Origin of the sequence: Legionella clemsonensis (assembly GCF_002240035.1) — a bacterium.
Classification (GTDB): domain Bacteria; phylum Pseudomonadota; class Gammaproteobacteria; order Legionellales; family Legionellaceae; genus Tatlockia; species Tatlockia clemsonensis.
The window spans coordinates 874,755-891,402 of record NZ_CP016397.1 but is presented as its reverse complement, the minus strand read 5'-3'; the positions used below and the strand labels follow the sequence as shown (position 1 = coordinate 891,402).

Below are 16,648 nucleotides of genomic sequence, written 5' to 3'. Positions count from 1 at the left end.
CATGCCTAAACCAATCATTGAACATATCATCTCCATGGGCGATAGCCTTTCTGATCCAGGGAGAATGGCTCATAAAAAACTGGGTGGTTTAATCCCAATGGATGGTTTAAGTGGTTTAAAAGGCAAATCGCCTAAGGGGGCATTCACGAATGGTTACGTTTGGGATACTGACTTCGGAACTGACTTCGTCGAGGAAAGAATTATTCGCACCCTTAAGCGTAAGGGTGAAGACTCTACCGAGATTGCTGATGAGGTAATTGTTCATGATCCAAAGGTAGAAAATTCTCTCCACAATCTGAAGCTTGATGATTATAGACGTATCAATTTCGCAGGACGTGATTTTATCAGGTATTATGACGAAGGTGGCCTGACTTCTTATGATTACTCTGGCAGAATCACTACCAATATTAAATGTCTTGTTACAGAGAAGGTTGTCTCTAATCTTGATGAAAAACGCAGCTTACTCTTGGCGGATGATAATGCACGTGCTATTTCTGCAGAACATAAAAAAAGAACCCTTATTACCGAATGGTCTGGCGCTAATGATTTAATCACAGTTAATAATGAACCCTCTAAAGAAGAGGCGGAAAAAGCAGTTCTGGCAAGAATTAAGAACGCTGAGGAATTAATCAAAGCAGGGTATTACCATTTCGTCTTGTTTAATCTGCCTGATTTATCACTGACTCCCCATTTTTATCGATTAGGTGAAAAAGAGCAGGCTAATGCACGGGAGGTGTGTAACTACTATAACCAATTACTACAGCAAAAAGTAACAGAATTATCAGAAAAACACCCTAATTGTTCTATTAATACCTTTGATGTCAATAAAATTTTTACCGATGCCTATTATAATCCGCAAAAATATCAGCTTGATTCTGCAAAAATTCACTCCCCCTATCTTGAGTCAAAAGATTTTAAGTTAAATTCAAATAAAACTTCACCAGCGCCAGGTTATATGTTTTGGGATGACAAGCATCCCTCAGCACATGTTCATAAAATTTTAGCCGAAAAATTTTATGACGAATTCAGTGAAAAATACCATTTCTCAGCCCCGCACGAATCACTCTTAACCCAATTTCGTGAAAATTACGGCCAGAAATGGAAAGATGATAAGGAGGGTTGGTTTGGATTTTTCCGAACTACACACATCAATTATAAAACCGAATCACTTACTTTAGAGAATATTCTAAAGCATGCTTTAGAAGACGGCGGCAAACGCACACGAGAAGTGATTACTGAGTTAGGCTGGATTGATAATGAGGGGAAATTAATTGCTAAAAATCCTTCCTTGGTAGCAGCTATGAAAAAACTTCACAATAAAGAAAATGAGCATACCCTTGAAGAGGGTAATGAAAATCCCTGTTCTCTTTTTTAAGAATAATAAAAGTTTAGTTGCCGCAACTACGCTCCAGTTAACCTTGGTGAAGCGCAGCGTAATCAGCAAGACAGGGAACACTCTTACTTTATCTAATAAATATAAACAACAAAGGCATCATCCTGACAGCGACATGGTCGCTTGAAGGATCTTTTCGTCCAAAGAGCGGGATTTTATCTGCTGAGAATCTCACTTTGCTCAGGATAACGGTAACTTAGGCAAGATAAGCGCGTGAAATTAATTCAAAATGATATGATTTTGCCTGATTAGCAAGATTTAAATCTACGGAGTTCCGTTATCTGCTATTATGTTCATTTATGCTAAACTCTTTGGATTGTTGTATGACTATTGAAAATACCGTTATTGAACTGCTTAATACTGTCCATGACCAATGGCTTGACCTGACCCCACAACAGATGGGATTACAACCTATAGTGAGGGTCAACAACAAGCAAATAGAAATTACACTACAAGCAGGTTTTCCTACCCTGCCTTTAGAAGAAAGTTTATTACCTGCGTTAAAAAACCACCTTGCACAGGCCTTGCCTGATTATGAAATTAAAATTGCCCTGAACTTTTTTATAAAAGCCCATCGCACCCAGCTTATTGGAAAAGGTTTAAAAGGGGCCAAAAATTTAATTGCCGTTGGCTCAGGCAAAGGGGGTGTAGGCAAATCAACGGTAGCGATTAATTTGGCTATCGCTTTATCACGAGCAGGCGCTAAAGTCGGTATTCTTGACGCTGATATTTATGGCCCCAGCATTCCCCTGATGTTAGGTAGCACAGAACCCGTACAGGTCAATGAAGAGCATTATTTACCCATTTTTGCTCAGGGTGTCCAGGCTATGTCCATTGGCTACCTCACCGATCATCAGGAAGCGTTGATATGGCGCGGTCCTATGCTGGCTAAATCATTAATCCAAATGCTCGATATAACAAAATGGGATGAGCTTGATTATTTATTGATTGATTTACCTCCCGGTACCGGTGATATCCAATTAAGTCTGGTACAAAAAATTCCTTTGGCAGGTGCTATCATTGTTACCACACCGCAAAATGTAGCCACCTTAGATGCTCAAAAAGCGATCAAAATGTTTGCTCGCACCAACATCGATGTTCTTGGATTGGTAGAAAACATGTCACTGCATGTTTGCAGTCAGTGTGGTCATCAAGAGACCATTTTTGGTCATGGTGGTGGTGAAATTTTAAGTCAAACTTTTTCAGTACCTCTATTGGGCCAACTCCCACTGGATAAGCGCATTCAAATGCAATGTGATGAGGGGAATCCTACAGCAACCCGAAATGATGAGTTGGCAAAAATTTTTATGAAGACGGCAATCCATACTGCAATAGCCTTATCCAAAAAGCCGCTTAATTATGCAGAAAGATTTGGAAAAATTGCAATTGAGTAATTTCTTGACCAACTGATTTAGACCAGCCTCTCGCTCTATAAGATGATTTTCATGCTACACTATGGCTTATTTAACCAAGGTTATACAATCAATGTCTGACAATTACACAGCTGAAGCGATTGAGGTATTAAGTGGTCTTGAACCTGTACAACGCCGTCCCGGAATGTACACTGACACCACCAGACCTAATCACTTGGCCCAGGAGGTCATTGATAATAGTGTTGATGAAGTAATTGCAGGTTTTGCCAATCAAATCACTGTCGTTTTACATGAAGACGGCTCCGTTGAAGTTGAAGACAACGGTCGAGGGATGCCTGTAGATCTCCATCCACAACTTGGTTTAAGTGGTGTAGAAGTGATTATGACGCGTCTGCACGCTGGCGGAAAATTTTCAGATAAAAATTACAGCTTCTCTGGAGGCTTGCATGGCGTAGGGGTTTCTGTCGTTAATGCTTTATCAGAGCGTGTTGATGTTACTATCAAGCGAAACGGCATTATTTATCACATGGCTTTTGCCAATGGTGATAAAATTCAAGAACTTAATGAAACGGGTGTGACCAAAAAGCGCGATACCGGCACAATTATTCGCTTTTGGCCCAATGCAAAATATTTTGATACGACTAAGATGTCCGTCAAACACCTTACTCATGTTTTGCGGGCTAAAGCCGTATTATGCCCTGGACTCTCCATGACCTTCATTAATAAATTAACCAATGAAGAGAGCCATTGGTGTTATGAAAAAGGTTTGGCTGATTATTTAAAACAGTCACTCCCTTCCGATTATTTTCCTGATGAGCCTTTTGTTGGCGAATTCGCCAGCGAAGAAGCAACCGCTGATTGGGCACTGGCATGGTCACCAACAACCCATAATGGTTTAAGTGAAAGCTATGTCAATTTAATTCCTACCGCACAGGGTGGTACCCATGTCAATGGATTACGTTCAGGGCTTTATGACGCTTTGTCTGAATTTTGCGAATTGCGAAATTTATTACCAAGAGGTGTCAAGTTGACAGCTGATGATCTGTGGGAGCCCTGCCAGTACGTGCTTTCTGTCAAAATGAAAGAACCACAATTCGCGGGTCAAACTAAAGAACGTCTTAGCTCGCGCCAAATAGCCAATTTTGTGGGTAATGTCGTCAAAGATGCTTTTGCACTCTGGTTAAATCAACACCGCAGCCAGGGCGAAATCATTGCTGCATTTGCCATTGAGCGCGCCCAAAAACGCCTTCGGCAAGCCAAACAGGTAGCGCGCAAGCGTATTAGCCAAGGCCCAGCCCTTCCAGGAAAGCTGGCTGATTGCCTGCAGCAGGATTTAAGCCAGGCAGAATTATTTCTAGTAGAGGGGGATTCGGCAGGGGGTTCTGCAAAACAGGCGCGAAATAAAGATTATCAGGCTATTCTGCCATTACGTGGAAAAATTTTAAACTCTTGGGAAGTGGATTCTGCAGAAGTGCTTGCTTCTCAGGAAATACATGATATTTCTGTCGCAATTGGCGTTGATCCAGGGTCACCCGATCTTTCTGGGCTTCGTTATGGAAAACTTTGCATCCTTGCCGATGCCGATTCTGATGGTGCACATATTGCAACCTTGCTATGCGCGCTGTTTTTGCGTCACTTTAAACCGTTGGTCCAGGCCGGACACGTATTTGTTGCTATGCCCCCACTTTACCGCATTGATGCAGGGAAAGAAGTGCATTACGCGCTGGATGATGAGGAAAAACAAACAATTATAGAAAAACTGAGCAAAACCAGTAAAGCAAAAATTAATGTACAACGCTTTAAAGGGCTTGGTGAAATGAATCCCATGCAATTGCGCGAAACCACCATGGATCCGAATACGCGACGATTGATACAGCTTACTTTAGAGGATGAAGAAGCAACTTTAGCGCTTATGGATATGATGTTAGCTAAAAAAAGAGCAGCTGATCGTAAAATCTGGCTAGAGACAAAAGGAAATTTAGCTGAAATTTAATAGATTTATAAGTCTAGTCTCACAGCCCGATAAAAAGCAGTAGGATAAATTAAACCAGCACTTATTGCCACATGCAAATTTCAACGAGCCAAAAACACCTCGAGCTACCATTTCAACAACGGTATTAGATTTGAATAGTCATCTGTCCATAAGTGTTCTTCACCCTCAGTCACGAAACGCCATCCGGCAGTGCGCATTAGAGAAATGGCAAACTGTTGATTGGCTGTTAATAATCCCCATTCAGAGGCAAGTTGTCCAGTCTTGGCATCAGCAGGTTGAAACTTATGAAGTACGATTAAATCCAGTTGTCGTCCAACAGCAGTTAACACTGGCAATAAATTTAAATGACGATTGCTAATATGCACCAAAATGAGACCATCCGGTGTAATTTTTTTTAAATATAATTGAAAAGCTTCCAGCGTTAATAAATGAATCGGTATCGAATCCGACGAAAAAGCATCGATCACTAGGATATCAATGCTGCTATCGGGAATATTTTGCACTACCAAACGGCCATCTCCCTCTTCAAGAGAAACCTGGGGTGGACAATCCCTTAAATAGGTGAATAATCGCGGATCTTTAGCAATCTCGATGACCTGTTTGTCAATATCCACCATGCTTAGCTTGTCATCCCCTTCATATTGACAAGCCATCATGCCAGTTCCCAGTCCGAGAATCATGGCATTCAAGGGTGCTTTTCGCTGGCGAAATAGCTTTACCACCTGTGCAGACGGTCCATAGTATCCTAAAGCACCATGGTCTATTTTTTCTAAATGAGTCAATTGAAAGCCATGGACTGTATTTTGGCTAATTAACACATTAGACCCCGGTATGGCTGAAACTTTCTTAACACCATAAAAATTACGTTGCTGGAATAAAATGGTGCTATGTTTCAAGCCGGGATAAAATAAAAATACAAATAAAATACATACACTGACAAAAAGAGTAATCCTGTTGCCAGGCCAACACATAATCATACACAAGGACAGAAACTCGGCCACTTTATACTTCTTGACTATCGCAAGCCAACCCAAATTGGGCAAATAATAATTAATCAGCAATAGGAGTAAAACGACAAGGGGAGTAAGAGTCATTCCTTTTGTTTTATTTTTTGGAATACAAAGCATTCCCAACGCTAAAACCAGGGGATACTCATAAGCATCATTGAAAAGTCTTGGCGCAATGAGACTGTTAAAAACACCAGCCAACATGCCTCCCAATGCCAAGCAAAAATAAAAACTTGTCAGCTGACTGGCAGGAGGACGACTTTGGATTAATCGGCCATGACACAACAAAGCAAATATAAAAAAATTAAGCAAATGAAAAAAGATGAATTGCCAGGCAGGTACCGCACTCCCCAGAATAAAACCAACTACAGGAAAAATGAAAAAGAATAAAGCATTTTTTTCTATCCAAGGAAAAGGAATAGGCGGTTTTTCCGCAAAAGTTATCATGAAGGACAATAAATAAAGTGCCAGTGGCAAAACCCAAAATACCGGTGTTGCTGCAATATCAGTAGTAATATAAAAAGTAACGCCTAAAAGCAAACTGCATGGAACAAAGCTATATCCAATCCATTGAAACTTGAGCAACCGTGATAATGAGTAGCTTGCAATTTTTTGTTTTATCAAAGGTTGATAAGATGTACCAAAAAGAAGACTCCCTAACACAACAAGATACATCATATAACCTATCGTCCAGCCATAAAATTGCGTTTTTAATCCTACAAATCTTTCAATAATCCAGGGATAGGCCAATAAAGCCAGTAAACTCCCTGCGTTACTTGCCACGTATAAAAAATAAGGATCACTGGCCTTTTTACCTCGGGTTTGACTATAGGCAAATTGTAAGAGTGGCGCTGAAGCGGCTATCACTAATAATGGGAGACCCAACTGAGAAATCAAGTGCCGCAAAATAATAAACTCAGGGATACCTTTTTCTGGAAAAACAACAAATAAAAAGGGAAAACCTAGCAGACTTACCACTACTAAAAGACTATGAGTAAAACGCCACTCCCAAGCTGTAGCTAGTTTGCTAAGCAACCACGCATAACCGTAGGATACCAGTAACATAGCTTGAAAAAAAAGCATACAAACTGTCCATACAGCAGGTGTGCCTCCATAAACAGGAAGTAAAACTTTTGCTACCATGGGCTGGATAACAAATAATAGACTTGCGCTTAAAAAAAGACCTATTGAAAAAAGAAATTGCATTAGCGAATCCTAAAATCCTTGGAAAAAGTTTCCCTCGGGAATTTTCGCTTATAAATAAAAATGAAGAAAGTTTTATATCAAAATAAATTGTCGGTTGTCACTGTCTTTAATTTAATTGCCAAGACAGTTATTTAGCTGTTCTTATCCCTTCCAATGCAATGACAATAATTGCAACCCTCTGGTCTTAGTGAAGCGATAGCATAATCAGGTTCTTCCAGTGAAATGTTTATCTTATGCTATCGTTTCACTAAGGCTACTAGTATTTTCTTAAGTTAACACTGTCAGGCAAGTTTCATAGTGCATGCGTTTGACAGCCAGAGTTTAAGCTTTTTCTCGAGAAGCATTAAGCATCCAACGTGCTTTCTCATGCGCAGCAATTCTATCCCCTAACAGATTAGCTGTACCTTCATCTTTATTTTCCTGAGCAAGTGCAAGTGCCTGATTTAAGTCTCTTACCAGCGTCTCATGATCATGAGCTAAATCTATCACCATCTCATTAGCATTTTTATTAGCATCTCCATCCTTTATTCGTTTTAAATTTTCAAATTCTTTGAAAGTAGCCGGAGTATTATGTCCCAAAGTGCGAATACGCTCTGCAACAGCATCAACAGCTTCTGCCAACTCCTGATATTGCATCTCAAACAATTCGTGCATTCCCTTAAATTGAGGCCCGGTGACATGCCAGTGGTAATTTTGGGTTTTTAAATAAATAGCGTAAGTATCTGCCATTAAAACTGATAATTTTTTGATAATTTCATCCATTTAATACTCCTTTTTATAGGTTCTCTCTCTTCCTAAACATAGCCAAAAATCAATAATTTATAAAATCAATTATTTATATTAACATAATAGGTTATATCTATTACATGTTGCGTGGCTAAACCTAATAATAGGCAAATTCTTTGGGAATCGCCAATTAAAAATAACTCAGCTTAATAAGCGGGATCAGAAATACCGCGATTGAATTCATCCCATTCAATGGGTTCATGTCCAATACCTAGCGCATGACGGACATAATTTGAAGCTGTTAATAATTCTGCAAGATTATATGTTTTTGTTTTTGTGGCTTGTAAATAAGCAGCAAAAAATTCCGTTTTTAAATTCCCGATTCCTTTTCCCATACCAGCCAAAGAAGCATCAATAAATGTAGCCCCAGAGTGAATAGCCGCCAAGGCATTTGCCTGTGCCAGACCAAGATTATCATGAGCATGAAAACCGAATGGAATAGCATATTGCTGCGTGTATTTTTGGTAAATCATACTAATTTTTTCAGGAGTAATACTTCCATTTGAATCCGCAAAATAAATCATATCTGGCTCAAACTGAATGATTTGTTTTATCAGTCCATCCAGTTCGGCTGGCTGGTAGTGCGACATATTGGTAAAATTAATAGAAAGTTTCAGAGATAAATTCTTCACTTTTTTAAAAAACGATAGCGCATCAATCAATTTATCTTTAAGGACGCAGACCCGGATTAATGTGACCCCGCATTTTTTCAATTCTAAGAGATCTGACTCTAAAATATTTTGCGGATGAATCATGACGGCAATTTTTGCGTGCTTGATTAAGGATTGACAAAAATAAAGGTAATCTCTTTCACACAATCCCGCTCTTCCAACGGGACTGGCTAAACCTGCAAGCCCATTACGATAGCCAATTTCAATATATTCAATACCGGATTTATCGAGGGCAGTTAAGATATGTTGCAATTCCTGATCACTAAAATGAAAATTTGTTCTATGCCCACCATCTCTTAAAGAGACATCCAGAATTTCAATTGTTTTCATATAATTTGCTGGTTTTAAAATATTACGTTTACTCATTAAATTAAGTATAGTTGTGAATCAGGAAAGGAAATGCGTAGTACAGGAGAGAAGATATGAAGCAAACTCAAAAAACACCGCATAATTATTTTGCGCGTTTTGCCAAAATCATTTCTGATGCGGTCGGTACCGTCTGGAGCTTTTTGTTAGCCTTGCTCGCTATTGTCATTTGGACTATTACAGGGCCCTTATTTCATTTTTCAGACACTTGGCAGCTAATTATCAATACGGGCACCACTATCATTACCTTTCTTATGGTCTTTTTAATTCAGCATACTCAAAATCGCGATACTGTCATTTTAAACTTAAAACTTGATGAATTAATTAAATCACATCGAGCTGCAAATAATCAGTCGATTGATTTGAATAAGCTTACTGACGAAGAGCTGATAGCATTGGAAAAAGAATACAAAAAAATATGCCGTAAAAAAACCGGAGCTTAGTTGTAACCTCGCATTTTTAATTGCTAATCAAATGATTAGAACAATAATGAAGCTCATCTTTAGCTTGACCATTTCTAGGAGGAAAAAACAGAGTTTTCAGAGATGTGTATAAGTTTCAGCGTTTTGCTCAGGGTGACGCTTGTTGTTTATAATTCAGATAAGTATTTTGCCTAATACTATAAAAAAAATAATTTTTTTAAGTCATTGGAATTTTTTAAATTCAGCTCCTACTATTAATTTGCTGTACTTGGAAATTTACTAACAATAAGGATATTAATCATGACTCAAAAAAATGAAAACAACAGACCTGGTCATCATGATCAACAAGGACGTCATTCTAATCAAGCTTCAAATCGAGATAAATCTTATTCGCACAATCCAGACTCCAGTTCTCCTCACTCTCGTCGAGATGAGCGTCATCAAAATAATAAAGCTGGTAAGCATTTTTCAGACAGCAAACCAATAGGCGGTCAGCATCGTAGCTCAGAGAACCCCCGCGACTATAGAAAATAATCTAAAATGATACCATCAAGTTTTTGATGGTATCATTTAAATAAATTTTTAGTATTAAACGTCGCAAAGGAAGTATTAAACATAAACCTGGCAAAGCGTTTAAAACTACCGCCTCTTCCACTTCTTATTCGCTTTCCTTCTTGCCATCCTGCCCAAAAAGTAGGAATTAATAAAGCGAGAAAAAGATAGCGATGCTCTTTGAACAGTTGATTAAAGTAGCGCTTATGTTCTATCAATCTGGTATTCTCCATTTGCAGCTTAACTTCTAGCTGATTTATGGATTGCCGTAGTTGTTTTCGTGAGCTCATGAGTTTCCTTTGGCTGATTGGTTAATAAAGCCCTTGTTTTTTCAAAACTCATTTGCCTGATACAGGAGGCCAGACTTCTAATGGCAATAAATAGCGCAATAATGTTGAGTATTAAAACAGTAATAATCGCTAGTAAAGGACCAATCAAAAGCATCAATAAATAGCTGATTAATACCATTAAAGTTAGCCAGCCTGAAAAACAAAGCGCTATTAGCGCGCCTATGCTTACTAACAAGGGCACTATATTTAATCCTGCCAGTTGAGCCTCCAGCTTAAATAAGGTATACATTCCTTTCGCTGTAGCCATTTTACTGGCAATAACACCTTCCAAATGCTCAATAAAATTTATCATACGATCACTTTCTTAAAAGTGACGATAAAATAAATCCAATGCCACCCGCAATCAGAATTGCTTTAAGTGGATTATTTCTTACATTCTCTGCAAGCTCATCCGTATATTCTTTGAAGCTGTCTTGCGTTTCCTCAAATTTTTTCTTGCCTTCTTCTAACCATTCGTTGGTATTATCTTTCAACTGTCGATAATGTTCCTCAATTTTTTCTTGAGTATCTCGTGCTTGAGTGCCTCGTGCTCTTCTTTTAGCTTCAGAAACGGAGTCAGCCGTTAAATGCTCCCTGGTTTGGGAAGATTTTGTACTTTTTTTCTCATCATTTGATTTTGAGGGATTTTTATTCATGATATTTCCTTATAGTTGAGTAGTTGTTGCTTATTCATAATATTTATGAATTCTTGTAGCAAACTCCGGTGCAGCAAAATCAGGCCAATGATCCTTATCGAAACCAGGTGCATTTTGTAGCCGTTCTTTATCCATATCAATTAAAAAACAATCTTCAGTCTTATCATATTTGAATAAATGCCATGGAAGAGCAAAAAATTTATTACCAAAGCCTAAAATACCACCAAATTCTAATACTAAATAATTAACTTTACCGAAAGCTTTATCAATTACTACTTCATAAATAGTACCTAAACTTTCTCCTTCCATATTTTTAACATCAACACCGGTCACTTCACTGGCTTTTACCACACTGCGTTGGCTTACCATATTCATCTCCTTGTGACAAAGGATATTAAAAAAGTAAATTACTTTACCTTCGTTATTAGTTTAGACTAACTTATTTATCCCGCTGTTGAAAATATCATAAAAAAAACCCGCTCGAAAGCGGGTTTTTTTGGGGGAACAGCAGCTTGGCTTACATCATGCCCATGCCACCCATTCCACCCATGCCGCCCATATCACCGGCACCTACTGGTTCTTCTTTCTTGGGAAGATCAGCAATCATGCACTCGGTAGTAAGCATTAAGCTAGCCACAGAAGCAGCATTTTGCAGAGCAGTACGAGTCACTTTGGTTGGATCCAGAATACCCATTTCAACCATATCACCGTATTCACCAGTTGCTGCATTAAATCCATAATTATCTTTATTTTCAGCAACTTTATTAACGATTACGGAAGACTCATAACCAGCATTCGCCACGATTTGGCGTAATGGTGATTCAATAGCACGACGCAGAATGCTAATACCCATGTCTTGGTCAGCGTTTTCACCTTTTAAACCATCCAGTGCTTTTTGGGCACGAATTAAGGCAACACCGCCACCTGCAACAATGCCTTCTTCAACAGCAGCACGAGTTGCATGCAGAGCATCTTCTACGCGCGCTTTTTTCTCTTTCATTTCTACTTCAGTAGCTGCACCCACTTTAATCACAGCAACACCGCCAGCTAATTTGGCAACACGCTCTTGTAACTTTTCACGATCATAATCAGAAGTGGTTTCTTCCATCTGTGCACGAATTTGAGTAATACGAGCATTGATTTCAGATTCTTTACCTTCACCATCAATGATAGTGGTATTTTCTTTAGTCACTACAACGCGTTTTGCACTACCCAAGTCTTCTAATGAAGCACCTTCAAGGCTCTTGCCAACTTCTTCAGAGATCACTTGGCCATTGGTCAGAATAGCAATATCTTGCAACATTGCCTTACGACGATCACCAAAGCCAGGTGCTTTTACAGCACATACTTTAACGATACCACGCATGTTGTTAACCACCAAGGTAGCTAATGCTTCACCTTCAACGTCTTCTGCAACGATTAACAAAGGACGACCAGATTTAGCAACACCTTCCAATACAGAAAGCATATCGCGAATATTGGTAATCTTCTTATCTACCAGAAGGATAAATGGATGCTCTAACTCAGCACTCATGTTTTGCTGGTTGTTAATAAAGTAAGGAGAAATGTAGCCACGGTCAAACTGCATACCTTCAACCACAGACAATTCATTTTCCAGACTATTACCGTCTTCAACAGTAATTACACCTTCTTTACCAACCTTTTCCATCGCTTCAGCAATGATATCACCGATAGATTGATCAGAGTTTGCAGAAATTGTTCCAACCTGAGCAATTGCTTTTCCATCTTTACAAGGTTTGGACATTTCTTGCAGCTTTTTGGTTACAGCAGTAACCGCTTTGTCGATACCACGCTTTAAATCCATTGGATTCATACCAGCGGCAACCGCTTTGTTCCCTTCAACCATAATAGCGCGAGCCAATACAGTAGCAGTAGTAGTACCATCACCGGCTGCATCAGAAGTTTTGGAAGCAACTTCTTTAACCATCTGTGCACCCATATTTTCAAAGCGATCTTCCAGCTCAAGTTCCTTAGCAACAGATACACCATCTTTGGTTACTGTAGGAGCACCAAAAGATCTTTCCAATACCACATTTCTTCCACGAGGACCCATTGTTACACGTACAGCATTTGCCAAAATGTTTACACCGGCAATCATTTTTTGACGTGCATCATCGCCAGAACGTACTTCTTTAGCCATTATAATAGTCTCCTTTAAATCCTAAGATAGTTGATTTACTTCTCAATCACACCCATGATGTCGTCTTCACGCATCACAACCAATTCTTGGCCTGCTACTTTAACTTCTGTACCAGAATATTTGCCAAAGAGAACTATATCTCCAATTTTCACAGCCAAGGCACGGACATCACCATTATCTAATACCTTACCTGCACCAACAGCGATAACCTCGCCACGCATGGGCTTCTCAGTAGCGCTATCTGGAATAACGATACCGCCGGCTGTAGTGCGTTCTTCTTCCATACGACGAACAACAACACGATCGTGTAAAGGACGAATTTTCATACTTGTTTTCTCCTGGTTTTTGATTATCACCTATAATTTTCAGAGGTAAGCTCTGATTTTTTAGCGTTATGCAATGCTGATACTTGATGTCTCTCATTGCATTTCGCTGATGACAGCCATATGGGGACTCCCTCACCGGCTTTCAAGGGGTGATTTTAAATTTTTTTTGGTTTTTTTTGATACTGCTACTACAATGTTCTACTATTTGGTTAGCTATAAGACATCCATGAAAAAATGGTTATTGTTTTCATTACTCTGTTTCGCTTCATTTCTTAATTATGCAACCCCTCTTCCTGCAACAGAGGTTTTTCAAGTTAATGCGAAACAGATTGATCCAAATACCTTCTCTCTTATTTGGCAAGTAAAACCAGGCTTTTTTCTGTATGCGGATCGCATTAAAGTCACCGCTCAACCCAATAGCAACGTGCATATAGGCGATTTACGCTTCCCTACTCCTTTGACAAAAACGGATAAACAGGGAAAAAGCTATGCCATTTACCGCCACGAATTATCACTTTCCGTACCTATTCTGGGAGAGCAACCCGGAGAAACTTTAGTTAACTTAAGTTTTCAAGGCTGTGCAGATGATGGCTTTTGTTATCCCCCAGAAACACGGCAAATTAAATTAACCATTGATGACCATTTAGCCTTGACTCATGTCACCATAGAAACTACTCCCCTTCAATATGAAGAAGAAAGCGAAGCTATCCCCGCTACCAGCGAGATTGAAGAGATTTTTACCAAACATTGGAGTCTCGTTCTTTTAACTTTTTTTGGTTTTGGTCTGCTTCTATCTTTTACTCCCTGTGTTTTGCCGATGGTACCTGTGCTTTCAGGAATTATTGTGGGGCATGGAAAAAATATCTCCACGCGCAAAGCTTTTTTTCTTTCTTTAAGTTATGTCCTTGGCATGTCAGCCACTTACGCTTTAGTAGGAGCAATTGTCTCTTTGTTAGGCAGCAACCTGCAAATTGCCATGCAATCGCCCTGGGCAATTGGCTTATTTAGTGCAGTCTTTGTACTACTAGCCCTTTCCATGTTTGGCTACTATGAATTACGCTTGCCGGTTTCCTGGCAAGCAAAACTGGCAGGGGCCAGCCATCACCACGCCAATGGACATTATCTGGGAGCAGCTGTCATGGGTTGTTTTTCAACGCTCATTTTATCTCCCTGTGTCACTGCTCCTTTAATTGGTGCATTAAGTTATATTGCCCATAGTAACAATATTATATTTGGTAGCCTGACTTTATTTTTTTTAGGATTAGGGATGGGTACCCCTTTACTCTTGATTGGAACTTCTGCTGGAAAATGGCTTCCTAAAGCAGGAAACTGGATGAATGGTGTCAAAGTATTCTTTGGTGTACTGCTTCTTGCCGTCGCCATTTATCTGCTAAGTCGCATTTTGCCCGGCGTAATAGTAATGCTCTTATGGGCCAGTCTGTTGATTCTCCTAGGGATTTATTGCGGTGCTCTTAGTAAATCCCTCTCTAATTACGCGAAGCTACAGCAAGGATTTGGTCTTATTAGCTTCGTTTACGGTTTATTAATTCTAATTGGTGCCAGTATGGGGAATACCAATCCTTTACAGCCTTTGACAGGATTTCAGGCTATTGCAAATGCCAAACCTAATTTTTCGGTTGAAACTGTCAGTACTGTTTCTGAAGTGCAACAAGCAATCGCCAAGGCCAAAGGCAAACCTGTCATGTTGGATTTTTATGCTGACTGGTGCACCTCTTGTCAAGTCATGGAATCGACTACTTTCAAGGATCCCCAGGTTGAAGCAGCATTAAAAAATTTTATTGTTCTAAAGGTAGATATTACGGCTAATAATGCTCAAGATAAAGCACTGCTACGCCAGTATGGTGTTGTTGCCCCACCTACATTTTTATTTTTTAATAAACACGGTAATGAACAAAGTCATCTGCGTCTTGTAGGCGAAACCTCGGCAAGTAAATTTCTAGAGAAACTAGTGCAAGCATCAGCCCTTGATTAAGCAATGGAGCTTTAGGTATGAGAGCAATCATAATTAGACAAAATTGCTACAGGCGCGCTATAATTTACCATTTTTTTACAGATAGAAACAATGAATCATAAGGTGGGTTTTGTCAGTTTGGGTTGTCCCAAAGCATTAGTGGATTCAGAACGAATCATCACGCAGCTACGAGCTCAAGGATATGAATTAGTCTCCAGTTATCAGGATGCAGGCGTTGTTGTTGTCAATACGTGTGGTTTTATTGATGCAGCGGTCACTGAATCGTTGGATACAATTCAAGAAGCCATGGCTGAAAATGGTCGAGTCATTGTCACAGGATGTCTTGGTGCTAAAGCCGATGTCATTCGCGAAACTTGTCCTGACGTGCTTCACATCAGTGGTGCCCATGCTTATGAAGAAGTAGTTCGAGCCGTGCACCGCCATCTTCCACCCCCTGCAGATCCTTTTACTCAATTAATTCCTCCTCAAGGAATTAAACTAACGCCACGACATTATGCGTATCTCAAAATATCCGAAGGCTGTAACCAAAAATGTACTTTTTGCATCATTCCTACCATGCGAGGCAAATTACAGAGCTACCCCATAACTCAAGTGCTCTCGGAAGCCAAACGTTTAAAAGAGGCAGGTGTTCAAGAATTATTGGTCATTTCTCAGGATACCAGTGCTTACGGTGTTGATACACGTTATCAACCTATCGATTGGCAAGGAAAAACCATCAACACTAAATTTTATGATTTATGTGAACAATTAGGCGAATTGAACATCTGGGTGCGTTTGCATTATGTTTACCCCTATCCACATGTTGATGATGTTATTCCTTTAATGCGCGATGGCTTGATTTTACCTTACCTCGATATTCCGCTTCAGCATGCCAGTTCACGGGTATTAAAAGCGATGAAACGTCCTGCAAGTAGTGAGAATACCCTGGAAAGAATTGCCAAATGGCGTGCTATCTGTCCTGAGCTAACTTTACGCTCGACCTTTATTGTTGGTTTTCCTGGTGAAACAGAAGCTGAGTTTGAAGAGTTGTTGCACTTTTTACAAAATGCCGAGTTAGACAGAGTAGGCTGTTTTCAATATTCACCGGTAGAAGGTGCGAAAGCAAATGAACTGGCAAATCCTGTCCCTGAACACGTTAAAGAAGAACGTTACCATCGCTTTATGCAGGTTCAAGCGGCAATCAGTCGCAAAAAATTGCAACAAAAAATTGGTTCAATGCAAACGGTTCTGGTTGATCATATTGACAAAGAACAGATAATTGCTCGCAGCAAAAGTGATGCCCCTGAAATTGATGGTTTAGTTTATCTTTCTCCTGCTGAGGGTATCAAGACAGGGGATAAAATTGAGGTCTCCATTACATCCAGTGACGATTATGATCTGTATGGAGAGATACTCTCATAAAATAAATAATTCC

16 protein-coding genes are annotated in these 16,648 nt (G+C 39.6%); 7 read left to right on the top strand and 9 right to left on the bottom strand.

Annotated features, from left to right (window positions below):
* Window position 1 precedes the first annotated feature (1 nt).
* The 3 genes from clem_RS03845 to parE all read left to right on the top strand — a co-directional run bounded on the left by clem_RS03845 (window position 2) and on the right by parE (window position 4,759).
* Complete coding sequence (locus clem_RS03845) at window positions 2-1,375, top strand: SGNH/GDSL hydrolase family protein (protein ID WP_094090411.1); 1,374 nt, start codon at window positions 2-4, stop codon at window positions 1,373-1,375.
* Between the two features lie 341 nt (window positions 1,376-1,716).
* Entirely contained in the window at window positions 1,717-2,787 is a 1,071-nt protein-coding gene (gene apbC, locus clem_RS03840; RefSeq protein ID WP_094090410.1) for an iron-sulfur cluster carrier protein ApbC, read from the top strand.
* 91 nt (window positions 2,788-2,878) lie between these two features.
* Window positions 2,879-4,759, top strand: coding sequence for a DNA topoisomerase IV subunit B (gene parE / locus clem_RS03835; RefSeq protein ID WP_094090409.1), 1,881 nt, complete (start codon window positions 2,879-2,881; stop codon window positions 4,757-4,759).
* 104 nt (window positions 4,760-4,863) lie between these two features.
* Here parE and clem_RS03830 read toward each other — a convergent pair whose 3' ends face one another.
* From clem_RS03830 to clem_RS03820, 3 genes are all read right to left on the bottom strand, one after another.
* Window positions 4,864-6,972, bottom strand: coding sequence for a spermidine synthase (locus clem_RS03830; RefSeq protein ID WP_094090408.1), 2,109 nt, complete (start codon window positions 6,970-6,972; stop codon window positions 4,864-4,866).
* A gap of 321 nt (window positions 6,973-7,293) precedes the next feature.
* Window positions 7,294-7,734, bottom strand: a complete 441-nt coding sequence (locus clem_RS03825) for a Dps family protein (protein WP_094090407.1) — start codon at window positions 7,732-7,734, stop codon at window positions 7,294-7,296.
* 170 nt (window positions 7,735-7,904) lie between these two features.
* Window positions 7,905-8,759, bottom strand: coding sequence for a beta/alpha barrel domain-containing protein (locus clem_RS03820; RefSeq protein ID WP_094090406.1), 855 nt, complete (start codon window positions 8,757-8,759; stop codon window positions 7,905-7,907).
* A 92-nt stretch (window positions 8,760-8,851) separates the two neighbouring features.
* Here clem_RS03820 and clem_RS03815 point away from each other — a divergent pair, with 92 nt between their 5' ends.
* Window positions 8,852-9,238, top strand: coding sequence for a low affinity iron permease family protein (locus clem_RS03815; RefSeq protein WP_094090405.1), 387 nt, complete (start codon window positions 8,852-8,854; stop codon window positions 9,236-9,238).
* Between the two features lie 279 nt (window positions 9,239-9,517).
* A complete protein-coding gene (locus clem_RS03810) occupies window positions 9,518-9,751 on the top strand; it encodes a hypothetical protein (RefSeq protein WP_094090404.1) in 234 nt (77 codons plus the stop codon).
* Between the two features lie 32 nt (window positions 9,752-9,783).
* Here the strand turns inward: clem_RS03810 and clem_RS03805 are convergent, their stop codons facing one another.
* From clem_RS03805 to groES, 6 genes are all read right to left on the bottom strand, one after another.
* Window positions 9,784-10,002: a hypothetical protein gene (locus tag clem_RS03805; RefSeq protein ID WP_157698168.1), complete on the bottom strand. Its 219-nt coding sequence runs from the start codon at window positions 10,000-10,002 to the stop codon at window positions 9,784-9,786.
* 7 nt (window positions 10,003-10,009) lie between these two features.
* Window positions 10,010-10,411 (bottom strand): hypothetical protein, encoded by a 402-nt coding sequence (locus clem_RS03800; RefSeq protein ID WP_094090402.1) that lies wholly within the window; start codon window positions 10,409-10,411, stop codon window positions 10,010-10,012.
* A gap of 4 nt (window positions 10,412-10,415) precedes the next feature.
* Complete coding sequence (locus clem_RS03795) at window positions 10,416-10,754, bottom strand: DUF883 family protein (RefSeq protein ID WP_094090401.1); 339 nt, start codon at window positions 10,752-10,754, stop codon at window positions 10,416-10,418.
* A gap of 30 nt (window positions 10,755-10,784) precedes the next feature.
* Window positions 10,785-11,123 carry a PRC-barrel domain-containing protein gene (locus tag clem_RS03790; RefSeq protein ID WP_094090400.1) on the bottom strand — a complete coding sequence of 113 codons (339 nt, stop codon included), beginning with the start codon at window positions 11,121-11,123 and terminating at the stop codon, window positions 10,785-10,787.
* 148 nt (window positions 11,124-11,271) lie between these two features.
* On the bottom strand, window positions 11,272-12,915 hold the full coding sequence (gene groL / locus clem_RS03785) for a chaperonin GroEL (protein WP_094090399.1): 1,644 nt from the start codon (window positions 12,913-12,915) through the stop codon (window positions 11,272-11,274).
* A 35-nt stretch (window positions 12,916-12,950) separates the two neighbouring features.
* Complete coding sequence (gene groES / locus clem_RS03780) at window positions 12,951-13,241, bottom strand: co-chaperone GroES (RefSeq protein ID WP_058448288.1); 291 nt, start codon at window positions 13,239-13,241, stop codon at window positions 12,951-12,953.
* Window positions 13,242-13,467: 226 nt separating this feature from the next.
* Between groES and dsbD the strand changes: the two genes are divergently transcribed.
* Both dsbD and rimO read left to right on the top strand, forming a co-directional pair.
* The gene (gene dsbD, locus clem_RS03775) at window positions 13,468-15,234 is read left to right on the top strand and encodes a protein-disulfide reductase DsbD (protein WP_094092261.1); all 1,767 of its coding nucleotides are present in this window, start codon (window positions 13,468-13,470) and stop codon (window positions 15,232-15,234) included.
* Between the two features lie 90 nt (window positions 15,235-15,324).
* Entirely contained in the window at window positions 15,325-16,635 is a 1,311-nt protein-coding gene (gene rimO, locus clem_RS03770) for a 30S ribosomal protein S12 methylthiotransferase RimO (protein WP_094090398.1), read from the top strand.
* Window positions 16,636-16,648 lie beyond the last annotated feature (13 nt).